This is a genomic window from Nocardioides aromaticivorans, assembly GCF_013408525.1.
In the GTDB taxonomy this organism is placed as follows: domain Bacteria; phylum Actinomycetota; class Actinomycetes; order Propionibacteriales; family Nocardioidaceae; genus Nocardioides; species Nocardioides aromaticivorans.
In genome coordinates this window covers 3,335,795-3,353,880 of record NZ_JACBZM010000001.1, presented here as the reverse complement: position 1 = coordinate 3,353,880, position 18,086 = coordinate 3,335,795, and the positions used below count along the sequence as shown (strand labels likewise).

General features: G+C 72.3%; 17 protein-coding genes. 4 read left to right on the top strand and 13 right to left on the bottom strand.

The genetic code is table 11. The features are described 5' to 3' along the window. Positions 1-137 precede the first annotated feature (137 nt). Complete coding sequence (locus BJ993_RS15950) at positions 138-1,580, top strand: hypothetical protein (RefSeq protein WP_179649889.1); 1,443 nt, start codon at positions 138-140, stop codon at positions 1,578-1,580. Here BJ993_RS15950 and BJ993_RS15945 read toward each other — a convergent pair. The 11 genes from BJ993_RS15945 to BJ993_RS15895 all read right to left on the bottom strand — a co-directional run bounded on the left by BJ993_RS15945 (position 1,573) and on the right by BJ993_RS15895 (position 13,037). After that, positions 1,573-1,998 (bottom strand): hypothetical protein, encoded by a 426-nt coding sequence (locus BJ993_RS15945; RefSeq protein ID WP_179649887.1) that lies wholly within the window; start codon positions 1,996-1,998, stop codon positions 1,573-1,575. The genes BJ993_RS15950 and BJ993_RS15945 overlap by 8 nt on opposite strands. 98 nt (positions 1,999-2,096) lie before the next feature. Beyond that, complete coding sequence (locus BJ993_RS15940) at positions 2,097-3,389, bottom strand: HNH endonuclease signature motif containing protein (protein ID WP_179649885.1); 1,293 nt, start codon at positions 3,387-3,389, stop codon at positions 2,097-2,099. Between the two features lie 529 nt (positions 3,390-3,918). Beyond that, positions 3,919-5,160, bottom strand: coding sequence for a transcriptional regulator (locus BJ993_RS15935; protein ID WP_179649883.1), 1,242 nt, complete (start codon positions 5,158-5,160; stop codon positions 3,919-3,921). A gap of 57 nt (positions 5,161-5,217) precedes the next feature. Further along, positions 5,218-6,348, bottom strand: coding sequence for an XdhC family protein (locus BJ993_RS15930; RefSeq protein ID WP_179649881.1), 1,131 nt, complete (start codon positions 6,346-6,348; stop codon positions 5,218-5,220). Then, on the bottom strand, positions 6,341-7,471 hold the full coding sequence (locus tag BJ993_RS15925) for a vWA domain-containing protein (RefSeq protein ID WP_179649879.1): 1,131 nt from the start codon (positions 7,469-7,471) through the stop codon (positions 6,341-6,343). The genes BJ993_RS15930 and BJ993_RS15925 overlap by 8 nt, the downstream gene beginning before the upstream one ends. Continuing rightward, entirely contained in the window at positions 7,468-8,358 is an 891-nt protein-coding gene (locus BJ993_RS15920; protein WP_179649877.1) for an AAA family ATPase, read from the bottom strand. The genes BJ993_RS15925 and BJ993_RS15920 overlap by 4 nt, the downstream gene beginning before the upstream one ends. 9 nt (positions 8,359-8,367) lie before the next feature. Continuing rightward, positions 8,368-8,967 carry a nucleotidyltransferase family protein gene (locus BJ993_RS15915; protein ID WP_179649875.1) on the bottom strand — a complete coding sequence of 200 codons (600 nt, stop codon included), beginning with the start codon at positions 8,965-8,967 and terminating at the stop codon, positions 8,368-8,370. A 111-nt stretch (positions 8,968-9,078) separates the two neighbouring features. Continuing rightward, positions 9,079-10,707, bottom strand: coding sequence for a chaperonin GroEL (gene groL, locus BJ993_RS15910; RefSeq protein WP_036547800.1), 1,629 nt, complete (start codon positions 10,705-10,707; stop codon positions 9,079-9,081). 105 nt (positions 10,708-10,812) lie between these two features. Then, positions 10,813-11,670, bottom strand: a complete 858-nt coding sequence (locus tag BJ993_RS15905) for an ATP-grasp domain-containing protein (RefSeq protein ID WP_179649873.1) — start codon at positions 11,668-11,670, stop codon at positions 10,813-10,815. Positions 11,671-11,680: 10 nt separating this feature from the next. Beyond that, a complete protein-coding gene (locus BJ993_RS15900; protein ID WP_179649871.1) occupies positions 11,681-12,508 on the bottom strand; it encodes an SGNH/GDSL hydrolase family protein in 828 nt (275 codons plus the stop codon). Positions 12,509-12,566: 58 nt separating this feature from the next. Then, positions 12,567-13,037 carry an OsmC family protein gene (locus BJ993_RS15895; RefSeq protein ID WP_179649869.1) on the bottom strand — a complete coding sequence of 157 codons (471 nt, stop codon included), beginning with the start codon at positions 13,035-13,037 and terminating at the stop codon, positions 12,567-12,569. Positions 13,038-13,097: 60 nt separating this feature from the next. Here BJ993_RS15895 and BJ993_RS15890 point away from each other — a divergent pair, with 60 nt between their 5' ends. The 3 genes from BJ993_RS15890 (at position 13,098) to BJ993_RS15880 (ending at position 16,370) form a co-directional block, all read left to right on the top strand. Further along, the gene (locus BJ993_RS15890; protein ID WP_179649867.1) at positions 13,098-14,684 is read left to right on the top strand and encodes an AMP-binding protein; all 1,587 of its coding nucleotides are present in this window, start codon (positions 13,098-13,100) and stop codon (positions 14,682-14,684) included. A gap of 74 nt (positions 14,685-14,758) precedes the next feature. Then, positions 14,759-15,130: a YciI family protein gene (locus BJ993_RS15885; protein ID WP_218864719.1), complete on the top strand. Its 372-nt coding sequence runs from the start codon at positions 14,759-14,761 to the stop codon at positions 15,128-15,130. 19 nt (positions 15,131-15,149) lie between these two features. Then, positions 15,150-16,370, top strand: coding sequence for an RNA polymerase sigma factor (locus tag BJ993_RS15880; RefSeq protein WP_257026897.1), 1,221 nt, complete (start codon positions 15,150-15,152; stop codon positions 16,368-16,370). A 108-nt stretch (positions 16,371-16,478) separates the two neighbouring features. Here the strand turns inward: BJ993_RS15880 and BJ993_RS15875 are convergent, their stop codons facing one another. Both BJ993_RS15875 and thrC read right to left on the bottom strand, forming a co-directional pair. Further along, positions 16,479-16,757 (bottom strand): ubiquitin-like small modifier protein 1, encoded by a 279-nt coding sequence (locus BJ993_RS15875; RefSeq protein ID WP_036547788.1) that lies wholly within the window; start codon positions 16,755-16,757, stop codon positions 16,479-16,481. Between the two features lie 33 nt (positions 16,758-16,790). Further along, positions 16,791-18,080, bottom strand: a complete 1,290-nt coding sequence (gene thrC / locus BJ993_RS15870; protein WP_036547785.1) for a threonine synthase — start codon at positions 18,078-18,080, stop codon at positions 16,791-16,793. Between the last annotated feature and the right edge of the window lie 6 nt (positions 18,081-18,086).

The following is an 18,086-nucleotide window of genomic DNA, read 5'->3' as shown; positions in this document are numbered from 1 at the left end:
CCTTGAGCGCGAGGGGACCTGTGATGCGGCTCACGCTAGGGATGGTGAGGTTGGCAGATGGTTGCGCGCCGGGTCGGGGTCCCGGTTCTTCCTGTTCTGCCCCGGCGCGGGGGCGTTGGCGGTTACGGTCTGCGGCCATGAGGTGGTCTCGGGGCGTGGTGCCGGCGCTGGTGCTGGGTGCGGCGACGATGCTGGCGGCCTGCGGCACGAACGACCCGACGACCCCGGGCGCCTACGGCGAGGACCCGGGCTTCGTCACCGGCTCGCCGGTGGTCTTCGAGGAGGGGAAGTACCCCCTCGGAGAGTACGTCGACTGGGACGACACGCTGCGGATCCGGGCGGACGTCGTCGGGGTCGACGGCGACGACAGCGGTGCGTGGCTGGCGATGGCGGTCCGGGTCGAGAACACCGGCGCGAGGTCGCGGGTGATCCCTGAGCTCGAGCTCTCCTGCGACGGGCAGGAGAGCGGTTTCGGCGCCACCGTCGAGGGCGAGGCGCCGAGGCCTGGGCGCGTCCCAGCCGACGGCTCGGTCGAGTACCAGGAGCGGTTGTCGATGCTCGGTGGGGGCGCGAGGGGCGATTCGATCCCGAAGTGCACGGGCGAGGTCACGATCGACCTCACCCTGCGGGGCGAGCGCTCGTCAAGCACCATGCAGGCCTGGACCGTGCCCGACGACATCGTCGACGAGCTCAACGAGCGCCGCCCGACCCCGGCGTCGGGCGGGCAGCAGGAGATCTCCCCCGGGCTGCCGATCGACATCGTGGTGGAGTCGGTCGGCGGCGACGGCCAGCGACCTTGGCTGAACGTCAGGGTGGACTACTCGAACAGCACGGGGACCGAACAGCCGCTCGATCCACCGACGCTGCACTGCGCCCAGTCGGACGGCGCGGGCCAGGCCCTCCAGGACGACCTCACCGTCGGCTGGTCGGGCGGCGTGCAGGTCGGGCTCCTGATGCCTCCGGGTGACGACGGGGAACCGCTCACGGCCTGCCACGCCCCCGCCTACGTCGAGATCGGCTCCGGGCGCTGGACGCTCTCCGAGGACGAGCTGGACTACCTCAACGAGGAGCTCGCCCGCGAGCCCGGCCGGCCCTACAGCTGGGCCGCCACGGACGACTCGTTCTCCTCCGGCTACCAGATCGTCGTCGTACCGGACGCCACCGCCGCCGAGGCGCTCGAGGCCCTGGGCCCGAACCGCCGGAAGGTCAGCCCGGAGCGCTTCTGGGCGATCCGCGTGGCCGAGCACGACGGCGGCGTCGTGCTCTTCACCTGGGGGCTCGTCGACGAGGACAGGGTCGTCGCGCTCAGCCGTATCGGTGGCCTCGCCGCGTCGTACGGCAACACCGTCAACGGCGACGACCACGTCCTCGTCGCGCGCGACGGCAAGGTCGTCCGCAGCTTCGACCCCTTCCTCGGCCAGGACTATCTCAAGTCGAAGCACCTGCCCGAGGAGAAGGGGCTCGACCTGGAGAACGACACCGGGCCGGCGTCGTGGACGCTGCTCGAGCGGCTGACGAAGGTGCACATCACACGGGACTGGTTGATGGACGAGGACCACCCCGCCTACCTGGTCAAGTGAAGGAGCGGGTGCGCGGCCCGGTCCAGGACAGCTCGTCATCCTCCTCCGGCACCTCCCCGGAGACCACCGCCAACCACCATCCACCGGCGTCGACGCCGACCACGGCGCGCTCGCCCATCCAGTCGACCTCCACCCGGTCCCCCGGCGTCGCCCGACCGACCGCCCAGCCGCCTGTGCCGATCCATCCGAAGAGCGGTGTTTCGTCGACTGCCGGGATCCCGACGTCGTCCTGGTGGCCGACGCGCGACCAGGTCCGGTCGCGCCGGACGAAGACGCTGACCTCGATCTCGCGGCCGTCACCGTTCAGGTCGTCGAAGCGGGCAGCGTGGACGCCGTCGACGATGACCGTGCGTACGACGCCGTTCCCGGGGACGGCGGACTCCCAGAGCACGTCGTCGGGCGCGTCAGGTGCGGTCACCTGGCCAGTCTCGTCACGCGCCGGCCCGCCTGTCGTCCGATTTGTCGCCCGGACATGCCGGTGGCCCCGCCGGTGGGGCGGGGTGTGGGGCTTGGTGGTCAGTAGCCGTCGAGGATCGTGGTGCCGGCGGGGCCGACGTGGAAGTGGTGGCCGTGGGGGCTGGTCCACAGGTAGTGGCCGGGCTGGATCACGAGGTAGCGCCATTGGCTGTGGGTCTTGGCGCGGTGGTGCCTGCGGCAGAGCGGGACGAGGTTGCAGGGACACGTCTTCCCGCCCTCGCCATGGGGCTTGGCGTGGTCGAGGTCGCAGCGGACCGCTTGTTGGGGGCAGTTGGGGAACCGGCAGGTGTGGTCGCGCAGCCGGACGCGTCGCTGGTGGCGGTCGGGGATCTCGTAGGAGTCGACCGGGATGCAGTCGGCCAGGTCGATGACGGGCCGGACGATGACGGTCGTGCCGGGGACCTGCAGCCACTCCTTCACCTGGGCCGTCTGGACGGGTGACCTGGTCTCCTCACACCGCCCGACGTTGTTGTCGCCGGTGAGGGCGGTGTCGGTGATGTGGACATTCAGCTCGACCCGCCGTCCGGGCGCTTGGGCGATGACCTCGCCGGTGGTCTCGTCGGCGATCAGCAGGTCGAGGGCGAGGTCGCGGCGGGCGATCGCACCGACCGCCTTCGCCCGACGCACATCGAGGGAGTCGGTGTCGCCGAGCTGGCCCCGCAGTGCTGCTTCCCGGGAGATGGCTTGGTTGAGGTCGTGGCCGTCGGCCGCATCGAGGTAGGCCTCGAGGTGCACGCCGCCGTGCTCATCGGTGTCGGTGATGTTGCAGTGACGGTGCTCGTTCGCGGCCTGCCGTTCGGCCTCGGCGCGTTCGGGGTCGAACCGGAGGATCGCCTCGGTGACGAGGCGTTCGAGCTGCGCCCAGCCGACCCCACCGACGGCGGCGTCGAGGTGCCGGTCCACGAACTCCGCGGCTTCTGCCGGCAGCGACCTCGTCAGGTCAGCGATGCGCTGGGCCCGCCACGGCGCCACCCGGCCGTCCACCACGGCGGCATACAGCAGCGGCAGGCGCCAGGCGCACTCGATGACCTGACCCACATACGACCGGCCACCATCCGGCGACCTGCCAAGCACCGCGATCAGCTCCATCAACCGGAACTCGCTCACGAGCGGGGCACCCGGGCCGGCGATCGGGACACCGGTGTCGAGATAGCCCTCCGTCAACGTCGCTGCACCCTCGGGACTTTCGACGATGTTGGCCTCAGCCCAGGCGGCGATGTTCATCCACTCCCGGATCAGGAGGTGGTCACGGACCTCGGCGTCGTCAGCGATCCACGACAGCAGCGAGGCTGTCGAAACCGCTGTCGCGGTGCCGCTGGTTCCGAGATCCATGACTGGATTCTCCCATCGACCTCCGACACAAAGAAGCGACGGAAACCCGCCTGTGGACAGGGGAAAGTCCCTCGACGGGGTGTGCAGAACAAGTGGTGCAACGAGTGAACACGGGCTGCCGGACCGCACCCGACCGCGCGACCCAGTCCCGCACCCATGCCGCTCGTCGCTGCGTTTGAAGACCCGACCACCCACCCAACCGAAGGGCACAACGGGTGCACCGGAGCAAGGGGTCTCGTGACGGTCGCTGCGCGACCTCCTCGACCACCGGACGGACCGCACCCGACCGCCGGACCCAACGACCCGCCCAGCTCCCTCGTCGCTGCGCTTGAAGACCCGACCACAGGCATACCGCAGGGCACAGCCGGTGCACCGGAGCCAGAGGTTTCGAGGCTCGGCGCTGGCGCACCTCGCACCTCAACCAGCGGAGGGGGGCACAGCAGGTGCACCGGAGCCAGGGGTCTCGTGACGGTCGCTGCGCGACCTCCTCGACCACCGAGGTCGCTGCGCGACCTCCTCGACCACCGGGTCAGACGTCGGCGACCGCCAACCGCGCCTTCAGCAACGGGACCGAGGGGTGGGCGACACGACCGTCGAGGGCGAGGCGGGCGAGGCAGGCCTCCAGCACCGCGGTGTCGTACGGCGCCAGCTCGGCGTAGTGCAGGACGGCGTCGGGCTGGGGGTCGGCCAGCAGCGCCTCGCGGACGGCGACGGCGACGTACTCGCCCATCTCGACGAGGGCCGGGCTCTCGGTGCCGGGGAGGAGGTCGCCGCCGTAGGCCTCGACGGCGGCCGCGACCTCGCCGCGGCGGAGCAGGCCGAGCACGTGGTCGACGTCGGTGGCGATCGGCATCAGCAGGCGGTAGGGCCGCGACGCGAGCTGGCCGGCGAGGGCGTGGCGCAGGTGGGAGACCTCGGCCTTGAGGGTGGAGAAGGTGACCGCGTGATCGCCGTAGAGCATCGCGTGGAGCTGGTCGAGGGAGAGCCCGTCGGGGTGCAACGCGAGCAGGGCGAGGATCTCGGTCTGCCGGCGGTTGAGCAGGAGGCGCTGGCCGTCGATCCGGGCCTCGGCGGTGCCGAGCAGGCTGAGGACGAGACCGGGCTCGACCAGCTCGTCGCCGGGGGCGGCCTCGTGGAGGTACTGCTGGGTGCGGGGCAGGGCCTGCTCGACCAGTCGGGCCAGCACCCGCGCGGTGGCGAGGCCGATCGGGTGGGTGCGGTCCCAGGTGGTCGAGATGTCGAGCACGCCGAGCTTGGCACCGCTGACCGGGTCGTGCACGGGCGCCGCCCAGCAGACCCAGTTGTGCACGATCGGCGCGTAGTGCTCGGCGCTGAACACCATCGCGGGCCGGTCGAGCCGGTTGGCGAGGTCGAGGGCGTTGGTGCCGACCGACTGGTCGTCCCAGCGCCCGCCCATCACGAAGTTGACGGTCTCGGCCTTGCGGCGCATCACCCGGCCGCCGTAGGTCCACAGCACGCGGGTGTCCGGGTCGGTGACGGCGAGCACCAGGTCGCCGTCCTCGGCCGTACGGCGCAGCTCGTCCTCGACCCGCTCGACGGCGACCTGGAGCGGCGAGCCCTGCCAGAACGAGCGGGTCTCCGACTCGTCGGCCAGCGGCGCCTCGACGACGTCGCGGGCGACGACCGCGCCGGACCGCTCCCAGCTGTCCCGGATCTCCGGGCGCACGAGCGGCGCCGCGCGGTCGCCCTGCTCGACGAAGGTGGTCCACGCCGAGAGCGCAGCCCTCCGCCGCTCCTGGAGCTCGTCCATGCCAGCACACTACTCCCGGGGTGTGACGGTGATCACTCCCCTTCGGAGGTAGGGCGCCTACGCGTGGATCCGGCCCTCGCGCTCGGCGAGCGGCTCCCCCGATCCTCCCCAGCGCCCGGCCACGATCTCCGCGGCGATGCTGATCGCGGTCTCCTCCGGGGTGCGCGCACCGAGGTCGAGGCCGATGGGGCTGTGCAGCCGCCGCAGCTCCGCCTCGCTGACGCCGGCCTCGCGCAGCCGCTCCATCCGGTCGTCGTGGGTACGACGCGAGCCCATCGCCCCGACGTACCCGACCTCGGGCAGGCGCAGGGCCACCTCGAGCAGCGGGACGTCGAACTTCGGGTCGTGGGTCAGCACCGTGATGACGGTGCGCCCGTCGATCCGGCCGGCCTCCTGCTCGGCCTGCAGGTAGCGGTGTGGCCAGTCGACGACGACCTCGTCGGCGCCCGGGAAGCGGCTCGTGGTGGCGAAGACCGGCCGGGCGTCGCAGACGGTCACCCGGTAGCCGAGGAAGCCGCCGACCCGCGCGACGGCGGCGGCGAAGTCGATCGCACCGAAGACCAGCAGCCGCGGGGCGGGCGCGAACGCCCACACGAACACCCGCAGCCCCTCACCCCGGCGCTCGCCGTCGGGGCCGTAGGACAGGGTGCCGTTGTGCCCGGCGGCGAGCAGGCCGAGGGCGTCGTCGTGGACGGCGGCGTCGATCCGCGCGCTGCCGAGGCTGCCGCTGAGGCCGCCGTCGAGGTCGGCGTCCGGGCGGATGAGCACCCGCCGGCCGACGTACGACGGGTCCGGGTGGTCGACCACGGTGGCGACCGCGACCGGCCGGCCGGCCTCGATGTCGGCCGCGACCTCACCGAGCTCGGGGAAGGTCTCCCGGCTGACCTTCTCGACGTAGACGTCGAGGATCCCGCCGCAGGTCAGGCCGACGGCGAAGGCGTCGTCGTCGGAGACGCCGTAGCGGTGCAGCTCGGGGACGCCGGACGCGGCGACGGACTGCGCGACGTCGTACACGGCGCCCTCGACGCAACCGCCCGAGACCGAGCCGACCGCGGACGCGTCCGGACCGACCAGCATCGACGCGCCCGGCGGGCGCGGGGCGGAGCGGAAGGTGGCGATGACGGTCCCCATGCCGACGCTCTCGCCGGCCTCCCACCAGGCGAGCAACTGGGGCAGCACCTCACGCATCGGCGAGCACCTCCGTGAGCTCGGCGAAGGTCGCCAGCGAGTGGCCGGCGAGGAAGTGGTCGACGTGCGGCAGGACGGCGACGATCCCCTGCTGCACGGGCGCGTAGCCGTCCTTCCCCCGGTGCGGGTTGACCCACACGACGGTGTGCGCGAGACGGTGCAGCCGGGCGACCTGCTCACCGAGCAGCCGTGGCTCCCCACGTTCCCAGCCGTCGCTGAAGACCACCACGGCCGCACCGCGCGCCATTCCCCGTTGCCCGTGGCGGTCGAGGAATGCCTGGAGCGTCTCCCCGAGACGCGTGCCGCCCGACCAGTCGGGGACGACCTCCCCGGCGGCCGCGAGCGCGCGGTCCGGGTCCCGCAGCCGCAGCGGGCGGGTGATCCGGGTCAGCCGGGTGCCGAGGGTGAAGACCTCGACCTCGCCGGCCGCCGACCCGGAGGCGGCACTGATGCGGTGGGCGAGGCGGAGCAGCGCGTCGGCGTACCCGCTCATCGACCCGGACACGTCGACCAGCAGCACGACGCGGCGGTTGCGCGTCGCCCGGCGCCGGTAGCGGATCCGGTCCGGCTCCCCCATCCGGCGCAGGCTGGCGCGCAGGGTGCGGGAGGCGTCGACGTCACCCCTCCGGCGAGGTGTACGACGAGCAGTGGCGCGTCGCGGCAACCGCACCCGCAGCGAGGCGAACATCCCCGCGAGCAGGGCCCGCTCGGTGGCGTCGAGCGTCGCGACGTCACGGTGCCGCAGCACCTCGGCGGCGCTGGCCGCCGCACGCACCGGGTCGTCGTCGGGGTCGGCACCCGCGCCGTCGCCCTGGTCGTCGGGGAGCAGGCCCACCCCGGTCCGCGGCTGGGCGCCGCGGGGTCGCAGCGTGGGCGCGGTGTTGTCGCGGCCGAACCACTCGTCGAAGACGCGGTCGTGCCGCTCGACGTCCTCCGGCGTGGCGCAGAGCGTCGCCCGGCCGGCGGTCCGGGTGGCGTCGCGGTCGGCGATCCCGACGAGGGCGACCGCGTCGAGATAGGTGCGGGTGCGGTCCTGGGTGACCGCGACGCCGGCGGCGCGCAGCGCGGTCGTGAAGCCGAGCAGGACCTCGTCGGCGTCGCGGACCAGCAGCGGCGTGCTCATCGGGCCAGCATCCGGTCGAGGGCGGCGCGCACCCGCTCGGCGTCGTCGCGGTACTTCACCAGGGCGCCGAGCGTCAGGGCGGCCGTCTCGACGTCGAGCTCGACGGTGCCGAGGTGCTGCAGCGCGCGGCCCCAGTCGAGCGTCTCGGCGACACCGGGCGGCTTGAGCAGGTCGGAGCCCTGGCGCAGCTGCTGCACGACCTGGACCACCTGCCGGGCCAGCTCGGCGCTCACCTCGGGGGCGCGCGAGCGGACGATCGCCACCTCGCGGTCCAGCCCCGGGTGGTCGATCCAGTGGTAGAGGCAGCGGCGCTTGAGGGCGTCGTGCAGCTCGCGGGTGCGGTTGGAGGTGAGCACGACGGTCGGCGGGGTCGCGGCCTGCACCGTCCCGAGCTCGGGGATCGTGACCTGGTACGTCGACAGCACCTCCAGCAGGAACGCCTCGAACTCGTCGTCGGCGCGGTCGACCTCGTCGACCAGCAGCACCGCGGGGCTCTGCTGCAGCGCGGCCAGCACCGGGCGGGCGAGGAGGAAGCGCTCGTCGTACAGGCTCTTCTCGGCCTCCTCCACGTCACCGCGTCCACCGGCCGACGCGCCTCCGGAGACCGCCTCGAGGGCGCGCAGGTGCAGGATCTGGCGCGGGAAGTCCCAGTCGTAGAGCGCCTGGGTCGCGTCGATGCCCTCGTAGCACTGCAGCCGGATCAGCGGCCGCTCGAGCGCCTCGGCGATCGCCTCCGCCAGCGCGGTCTTGCCGGTGCCCGGCTCTCCCTCGAGCAGCAGCGGACGCCCCATCTCCAGGGACAGGAACAGGACGGTCGCCAGGTCGTCGTCGCAGAGGTAGCCGGTCTCCCCCAAACGGCGCGCCAGCTCGGCGACACGGGCGTCCATGGGGCGAGGCTATTGAGCGGGTCGTTGGTCCGAGGTTGGCTCGTCGACGTCGACTCCCGACGCCAGGTCGCCGCACTCGACGAGCTGCGGGTCGTTGACCGAGAGGTACAGGCGCGCACCCCGGTCCCCCGACGCCGCGTCGCCGACCGGCGCCCAGTGCTCGCGCCCGAGCAGCACGGGGTGCCCCGGCGTGCCGTCGTACGACGCCCGCGCGAGCGCCGACGGACCGGTGTCCGCCTGCCCGAGCACCCGAGCGACCACCGCGGCGGTGACGTCGGGCAGGTCGACGAGGTGGACCAGTGCGGCGTCGTGGCCGGTGCCGGCCAGCTCCCGGAGGCCGGTGCGCAGGGACGCGCCCATGCCGGCCTGCCAGGCCAGTGCCCGCACGGCATGGACCCGGGTCAGGTCGCCCAGCCCGTCGGCGAGCACCCACTCCGCCTCGTCGGCGGATGCGCCGAGCACGACCGTGACCTCGTCGCAGCCGCCCTCGAGCAGCACGGTCACGGCTCGGGTCAGCCACGGCCGGCCCGCGTCGTCGCGGACCAGTGCCTTCGGCATCCCCATCCGGGAGCCGGCGCCGGCGGCGAGCAGGAGCCCGGTGACACTCACGGGATCGACCCTGCCACAGAAATGGCGCAAGGCCCCTGCCGGAGCAGGGGCCTTGCTGGTGGTGCTCAGGGAGCGACCGGACTCAGCCGAGTCGAAGCTCGTTCGCTTCGCTCAGAAGTCCATGCCGCCCATGCCACCGGTCGGGTCGCCCGCGGGGGCGGCCTTCTCCGGCTTGTCGGCCACGACGGCCTCGGTGGTGAGGAACAGCGCGGCGATCGACGCGGCGTTCTGCAGCGCCGAGCGGGTCACCTTGGCCGGGTCGATGATGCCGTTGGCCAGCAGGTCGACGTACTCACCGGTCGCGGCGTTGAGGCCCTGGCCGGCGGGGAGGTTGGCGACCTTCTCCGCGACGACGCCGCCCTCGAGGCCGGCGTTGATCGCGATCTGCTTCAGCGGCGCGGAGACCGACGCCTTGACGATCGCGGCACCGGTGGCCTCGTCGCCCTCGAGCTCGAGCTTCTCGAACGCGGCGGCAGCGGCCTGCACCAGCGCGACGCCACCACCGGGGAGGATGCCCTCCTCGACGGCCGCCTTCGCGTTGCGGACGGCGTCCTCGATGCGGTGCTTGCGCTCCTTGAGCTCGACCTCGGTGGCCGCGCCGACCTTGATGACGGCCACGCCGCCGGCCAGCTTGGCGAGGCGCTCCTGGAGCTTCTCGCGGTCGTAGTCGGAGTCGGAGTTCTCGATCTCGGCGCGGATCTGGTTGACCCGGCCCTCGATCTGGGCCTGGTCACCGGCACCCTCGACGATGGTGGTCTCGTCCTTGGTGATGACGACCTTGCGGGCCTGGCCGAGCAGCTCGATGCCGGCCGACTCCAGCTTGAGGCCGACCTCCTCGGAGATGACCTGGCCGCCGGTCAGGATCGCGATGTCCTGCAGCATGGCCTTGCGGCGGTCGCCGAAGCCCGGGGCCTTGACGGCGACGGACTTGAACGTGCCGCGGATCTTGTTGACGACCAGGGTCGACAGCGCCTCGCCGTCGACGTCCTCGGCGAGGATGACGAGCGGCTTGCCCGACTGCATGACCTTCTCCAGCAGCGGCAGCAGGTCCTTGACGTTGCTGATCTTGCTGTTGGCGATGAGCACGTAGGCGTCCTCGAGGACGGTCTCCATGCGCTCGGGGTCGGTGACGAAGTAGGCCGAGATGTAGCCCTTGTCGAACCGCATGCCCTCGGTGAGCTCGAGGTCGATGCCGAAGGTGTTCGACTCCTCGACCGTGATCACGCCCTCCTTGCCGACCTTGTCCATCGCCTCGGCGATGGCGTCACCGACGGTGGCGTCGCCACCGGCGGAGATGGTGGCGGTGGCGGCGATCTGCTCGCGGGTCTCGACGTCCTTGGCCATGCCGAGGAGCTGCTCGGAGACAGCGCTCACGGCAGCCTCGATGCCGCGCTTGAGACCCATCGGGTTCGCGCCGGCGGCGACATTGCGCAGACCCTCGCGGACGAGCGCCTGGGCGAGGACGGTCGCGGTCGTCGTACCGTCACCGGCGACGTCGTCGGTCTTCTTCGCGACCTCCTTGACCAGCTCGGCGCCGATCTTCTCGTAGGGGTCCTCGAGCTCGATCTCCTTGGCGATGGACACACCGTCGTTGGTGATCGTGGGGGCGCCCCACTTCTTCTCCAGGACGACATTGCGGCCCTTGGGGCCAAGGGTGACCTTGACGGCGTCGGCGAGCGTGTTCATACCCCGCTCGAGGCCACGCCGGGCCTCCTCGTTGAAAGCAATCAGCTTCGACATAACTCCTGCGATTCCTTCGCGATGTCCGTTATCACTCTCAAGGCGAGAGTGCCAGCATCATGTTTAGCACTCGACCATGGCGAGTGCAAGGAGAAGGGGCTCTTCTCAGGCCGGATTCAGCCGGGCGCGGACCATCTCGGCGAACCGTCCCGCGTTCGCCGGGTCCACGTCGAGGTAGAGGCCCGGCTCGATCAGCTCCAGCTCGCTCACGACCCACTGGTCCTGCCAGGCCATCAGGTCGACGCGCGCGTAGGCGAGCTCGGCCCCCGTGCGGGCCTCCACCGCCCGCACGGCGTCCGCCGCGACCCGCGCGCGGCCCGGGTCGAGGGCGACCGGGCGGCTGCTGCCGCCGTACAGCTCGTGCACGCGCAGCTCCCCGGCCGCCGCGACCTTGTCGACCTGCGCGACGGGCGCGCGGTCGAGGACGTAGACCGACGACTCCCCCGTCGTCCGCACCGACTCGACGACCGGCTGCACGATCCACGGACCCGCGACCAGGCCCTCGAGCCGGCCGTCGTCCACGCTCTCGGCGACGACCACGCCGACGCCACCGGCGCCGGTACGTGGCTTGATGACGACGCGCCCCCACCGCTCCAACGCCCGCGCCAGCCCACCCGCGAGGTCGGTGTCGTCGAGCAGCGCCGTCGGCACCGTGGGTACGACGTCCGCGATCTCCGTCAGGTAGGCCTTGTCGGCGTTCCAGGCGAAGGCCTCCGCACCGTTCAGCAGCGGTGTCACCGCCTCCACCCGCTCCGCCCACGCGAGGAAGGCGGCGAGGCGGCGGTGGTAGTCCCACGTCGAGCGGACCGCGACCAGGTCGGCCTCGGCCCAGGCGACGTCTGGGTCGTCCCAGCGCACCCAGCGGGCCTCGATCCCGCGCTCCGCCAGGGCGGCCAGCAGCAGCTCGCCACCGGGCTCGCCCTCGGGCATCAGGTCGAAGGTCGCGAGCAGCACGGTGGTCACGGGACCGAGGCTACGAGCGGGGTGGGTGGTGCCCGAAGGGCAGGTCGACGGCGTGGCCGAGCGCCAGCAGGACCGACGGGACGAGCGCCTTCGCCGTCCGCTTGTAGCCCAGCGCGCTGGGGTGGAAGCGGTCGAGGCTGAACATCTCGTCCGGGTTGGTGATGAAGAACGGGCCCACCACCCGGGCCAGCGACACGGCGTGCGCGCCGTTGCGGACGGCGACCTCCGCCTGCGCCGTGGCGAGCTGGCGCGACATCCGCGAGCCCAGTGAGCGCAGCGGCTGCGGGACGGGGCGCAGCGCCCCCAGGTCGGGACAGGTGCCGACGACGACCTCCGTGCCCTGCGCCCGCAGCCGTACGACGGCCTCCTCCAGCTGGGCGGCCGAGGTGGCGACGGGGACGCGGTGGGTGACGTCGTTGCCGCCGACCACGATGACGGCCACGTCGGCCAGGTAGCCGTCCGGCAGGCCGTCGAGCTGGCCGGCGAGGGCCGAGGTCTCCGAGCCCACGACCGCTGCGGTCCGCAGCCGCACCGGTCGGTGCAGCTCCCGCGCCAGGCCCCGGGCGATCCGCGCCCCGAGGGTGTCCTTCGGCCGCTCGGCGCCCAGCCCGGCGGCGATCGAGTCACCGAGGACGAGCAGCTCGAGGGGCGCGCCGGCGTAGGACTTCCGCTTCCACGTCTTGTCCGCGGGCAACGCCTGCTCGCCGAGCGGCTTGCCGATCCGGGCCCGGGCGATCGCGGCCTGGCGGCGCAGCAGCTCCCGACCGCCGCCGGTGGTGACCCCGATGCCGGCGAGCGCGACACCGGCGCCGACGAGGGCCTTGCGGGTACGACTCATGGACGCTTTGAACCAGACCGTCCTGAACGGATCGTGGCGGCCCGGTGGCCCGGGGATGTCAGGCCGGCGCGACCTCGATCACCGGCTCGTGCCGGACGGGGAAGTTCACCGACGCCGCGATGAAGCAGTTCGTGCTCGCCTCGCCGTGGATCTCCCGCGCGGTCGCGACCATGGCGACGTCGGCGACGGTGACCCGCGGCCGGAGCACGACCTCGGTGAAGTGGCCACCCTGGCCGACCTGGGCCATCGTGCCGACCGGGCTGTCGTCGTACGACGTCACGACGACGCCGTGGTTGACGGCCGAGTGGAGGTAGGACAGCAGGTGGCACTGGGCGAGCGCGGCGAGCAGCAGCTCCTCGGGGTTCCAGCGGGTGGCGTCGCCGCGGAAGGTCGGGTCGGCGGACCCTGCGAGGTCGGGCTTCCCGGCCGCCCGGAGCAGGACGTCACGTCCGTAGTCGCGGTAGCCGGAGGTGCCCGTGCCGCGGTTGCCCTGCCAGGTCAGGTCGAGGGCGTAGTGGTGCGAGGCCATGGTCCCATTCTGTCCGAGAACGCTAGCGAGAACTTGTTCTAGTTTGGCAGGCTGTCAGCTGTGACCGCCGCCACAGCCGCCCCGCGCCCGATCAACCTCGCCGACATCCTCGAGGCGATGGCCGACGCCGTCCCCGACCGGGTCGCCGTCTTCACGATGGAGCGGGCCTGGACCTTCGCCGAGATCGACGACCGGGCCACCCGCCTGGCCAACCACCTGACCGGACTCGGCATCCGGCCCGGTGAGCACGTCGCGGTCCACGCCACCAACCGGATCGAGTGGGTCGACGCGCTCTACGGGTGCCTCAAGGCACGCGCCGTGCCGATCAACATCAACTACAAGTACCTCCACGACGAGCTCGCGTACCTCTACGACAACGCCGACTGCGTCGCCGCGATCATCGCGCCCGAGTACGTCGACGCGGTCACGGCCCTCGACACGCCCACCCTGCGCGAGATGGTCGTCCTCGGCGAGGGGTACGACGCCGCGCTCGCCGCCGCCTCGCCGGAGCGCCCGGTCAACGGCCGCTGCGCCGACGACCACTACGTCCTCTACACCGGCGGCACCACGGGCAACCCCAAGGGCGTGGTGTGGCGCATCGAGGACCTGATCCGGGCGGCGCTCAACGCGGCCCGGTACGGCGCTCCGCTCGACTCGGTCGAGCAGCTGGTCGAGGAGGCGGTCGCGGTCGAGAACCCGATGGTCCTGCTCGCCTGCGGCCCGATGATGCACGGCGGCAGCCAGTGGATCCTCGGCAACGGCCACGTGGCGGGCCAGACGATCGCGCTCTACACGGAGCCCAACTTCAGCGCGACCGGCATCCTCGACCTCGTCGAGAAGGCGAAGGTGGTCTCGCTGACCTTCCTCGGCGACGCGATGGGCCGCCCGGTCGCCGAGGCGATCCTCGCCGAGCCGGACCGCTGGGACCTCTCCAGCCTGGCCGCGGTCTCCAACGGCGCCGCTCCCCTGTCCGACGGGGTGCGCGAGGAGATCCGTCGCGCGCTGCCCGGCCGGTTCATCCTCGACTCCTACGGCTCCTCGGAGTCCGGCGCCGCCGGCTCCCGGGTCGACGACGGCTCCGAGGGCGGCTCGGCGGCGCCGCGCTTCACGGTCAACGACCAGGTCGAGGTGTTCGACCCCGAGATGAAGCCGTGCCCGCCGGGCGTCGACGGCATGCTCGCGCGCACCGGCCCGGTCCCGCTCGGCTACTACAAGGACCCGGTCAAGACCGCCGCCACCTTCAAGGAGGTCGACGGCGTCCGGTGGGTGATCCCCGGCGACTTCGCGCGCCGCGAGGAGGACGGCTCCGTGACCGTGCTCGGCCGCGGCTCGGTCTGCATCAACACCGGCGGCGAGAAGGTGCACCCCGAGGAGGTCGAGGCGGTCCTGCTGCGCCACGAGGACATCTTCGACGCCGTCGTGGTCGGGACCCCGCACGAGCGCTGGGGCCAGCAGGTCACCGCCCTCGTCCAGCGCCGCGAGGGCGTCCAGCTCGACGAGGACGACGTCCGCGACCACTGCCGCGCGCTGATCTCCAACTACAAGGTGCCCAAGGCGGTGCTCTTCGTCGACACGGTGCCGCGGACCCCGGTGAGCAAGGTGGACTACCCGGCGAGCGCGGCCCTGGCCGCGCAACTGCTGGGCTGATTTTTTCCCGTCGGTTGTCGATCGGGGGCGTCCCCGCGCGTCATCGCGGTGAAAGACTCCCTTCCATCACACCTATGGAGACCACCATGACCGAGTACGTCGTCCTCCTCACCGCCGACGAGAACGTCTGGGACAACGCCACCGACGAGCAGAGGGTCGCGATGTTCGCCCGCCACGAGGAGTTCTCGCGGCTGCTCGCCGAGCGCGGCCACACCGTGACCGGCGGCGCCGAGCTGACCCACTCCCGCGCGACCAAGCGCGTCGCGCGCGGTAGCGACGGCAACGTCACCGTCACCGACGGCCCGTTCGCCGAGGCCGTCGAGCAGGTCGGCGGCTACTACTCCGTGCAGAGCGACGACCTCGACGACCTGCTCGAGATCTGCGCGGTACTGGCCGACGGCGACACCACCGTCGACGTCCGGCCGGCCGTCGAGCAGCCCGTCTGACGGTTTGGCCGGCGAGCGGTTGAGCAGCGCCGACGCGCTGGGCCGGCTCCACCGCGACGAGTGGGGCCGGCTGCTGGCCCTGCTCGTCGCACGCTTCCGCCGGCTCGACCTCGCCGAGGACGGGCTGGCCGACGCGTTCGAGGCTGCGGCCCGGCACTGGCCGGTCGACGGCGTCCCGGACAATCCCCCCGCGTGGCTGCTGACGACCGCTCGGCGCAAGGTCCTCGACCGGTTGCGGTCGGAGTCGGTGCACGCGACCAAGCTGCCGCTGCTCGTCGTCGACGCGTACGCCGCCGAGGCGGCCCAGCGGGTGATGGCGGACGGAGGCGAGGTGCTCACCGACGAACGGCTCCGGCTGGTGCTGCTGTGCGCCCACCCCCGGCTGTCGCCCGAGGCCGCGGCGGCGCTCACCCTGCGCCTGGTCCTCGGCGTACCGACCGAGGACATCGCCCGCCTCTTCCTCGTGCCCGCGGCGACGATGGCCGCCCGACTGACCCGCGCCCGCAAGAAGCTGGCCGGCGCGGAGTTCACGCTCCCCGACACGGCCGGACTGGCCGAACGCGTCGGGGTCGTCGGTGACATCGCCTATCTCGCCTTCACCGCCGGCTACGCCCCCGGCAGCGGCACCGACGTGCACCGCCCCGGCCTCGCCGGCGAGGCGATCCGCCTGGTCCGGGTCCTGCGCTCGGTCCTGCCGGCGGAGGTCGACCGGTCCGAGCTGGACGCGCTGCTCGCCCTGATGGTGCTGCTGCACGCCCGCCGCGGCGCCCGCGTGGTCGACGGGGAGCTGGTCCTGCTCGCCGACCAGGACCGCACCCGCTGGCACCACGCAGAGGTGCTGGAGGCCCTCGACCTGCTCCGCCCGCTCGTGACGGCCCCGCCGGCGCCGTACCTCCTGCAGGCGCTCATCGCCGCCGAGCACGCCATCGCGTTCCGTGCCGAGGACACGGCGTGGCACCGCATCGTCGAGAGGTACGACGAGCTGGTGGCCCTGCAGGACTCGCCGGTGGTGCGCCTCAACCGCGCCGTGGCGCTCGCCGAGCGGGACGGACCCGAGGCCGGGCTGGCCGCCCTGGCCGAGGTGGCGCTGCCGACCCACCGGCTGCCCGCGGTCCGGGCCGAGCTGCTGGCGCGGCTCGGCCGGATCGACGAGGCCCGGCGGGCCTACGACGCGGCGATCGCGCTGTGCCGCAACGACGCCGAGCGGGCGCACCTGATCGCGCGACGGGCGACGCTCTGAGCCAACCGGCCGCCGCAGGACCGGCCCGGCGTCGTACGAAAGTCGTACGAAAGAGGAGAACGCCGCGGACCGAGACCGGTCCGCGGCGTCCTCGTCGGTTCGGGTGGGTCAGCAGCCGCCCGCGACCGCGGGGATCACCGACACCTCGGCGCCGTCCGGCGTCGGGGTGGCGAGGTCCTGCTCGAAGCGCACGTCGTCGTTGTTGACGTAGACGTTGACGAAGCGGCGCAGCTTGCCGTCCTCGTCGACGATGCGGCCCTTGATGCCGGCGTAGTTGGCGTCCAGGTCGTCCAGGATCTCGGACACGGTGGCGCCGGTGGCGCTCACCTCGGACTCGCCACCGGTGTAGGTGCGGAGGATGGTGGGGATCCGGACGCTGACTGCCATGGGTGTTCCTTCGTGCTCAGGTGGTGGGGGTGCTCAGAGACCGGTCGCCTTGAAAGCGCTGTAGGTCGGGGCGATGGTCGCGGCGGCGCTGACGTGGCCGGAGACCGCGTCGAGGGTCTTCAGGCCGTGGCCGGTGTTGATGATGACCGTCTCGAGCTCCGGGTCGAGCTGACCGGTCTCCACCAGCTTCTTCGTGACCGCGGTGGTCGTGCCGCCGGCGGTCTCGGTGAAGATGCCCTCGGTGCGGGCGAGCAGGACGATGCCGGCGCGAATCTCGTCGTCGTTGACCTCCTCGATCGCACCACCGGTACGACGGGCGATGTCGAGGACGTAGATGCCGTCGGCCGGGTTGCCGATCGCGAGGCTCTTGGCGATCGTGTCGGGCTTGACCGGGCGGATCGCGTCGGTGCCGGCCTTGAAGGCGGTGGCGACGGGGCCGCAGCCCTCGGCCTGGGCGCCGAAGATCCGGTAGGGCTTGTCCTCGACCAGGCCGAGCTTGATCAGCTCCTGGAAGGCCTTGTCGACCTTGGTGAGCTGCGAGCCGGAGGCGACCGGGATCACGACCTGGTCGGGCAGGCGCCAGCCGAGCTGCTCGGCGATCTCGTAGCCCAGCGTCTTCGAGCCCTCGGCGTAGTAGGGGCGGACGTTGACGTTGACGAACGCCCAGCCCTCCTCCTCGCCGGCGATCTCGGAGGCCAGCTTGTTGACGTCGTCGTAGTTGCCGTCGACGGCGACGAGGTTCTCGGTGAAGATCGCCGAGTTGACCTGCTTGGGCTGCTCGAGGTTGCTCGGGATGAACACGACGGTCTTGATGCCGGCGCGGGCACCGGCCGCGGCGACCGCGTTGGCGAGGTTGCCGGTCGAGGGGCAGGCGAACACGGTCGAGCCGAGCTCGCGGGCGGCGCTGAGGGCGCAGGCGACGACGCGGTCCTTGAAGGAGTTCGTCGGGTTGGTGGAGTCGTCCTTCACCCACAGCTTGGCGATGCCGAGCTCGCGGGCCAGGTTGTCGGCCTCCAGGAGGCGGGTGAAGCCCGGCTCGGTGTTGGGGCTGGTCTCGATGTCGTTCGGGACCGGCAGCAGCGCCTTGTAGCGCCAGATGTTGCGCGGACCGGCCTCGATCTCCTCGCGGGTGACGGCCGGGAAGTCGTAGGCGATCTCCAGCGGCCCGAAGCACTCGGGGCAGGCGTAGAACGGGCCCAGGTCGACCCGGTGCCCGCACTCGCGACAGGACAGCGCGGTGGCGTGCCCGAAGGCGCCCTCGCGGAGGCCGGACGCGGACGACGTGGCGGTGGACGTGGCCTCTTCGGTCACAACGGCGCTCATGGATTC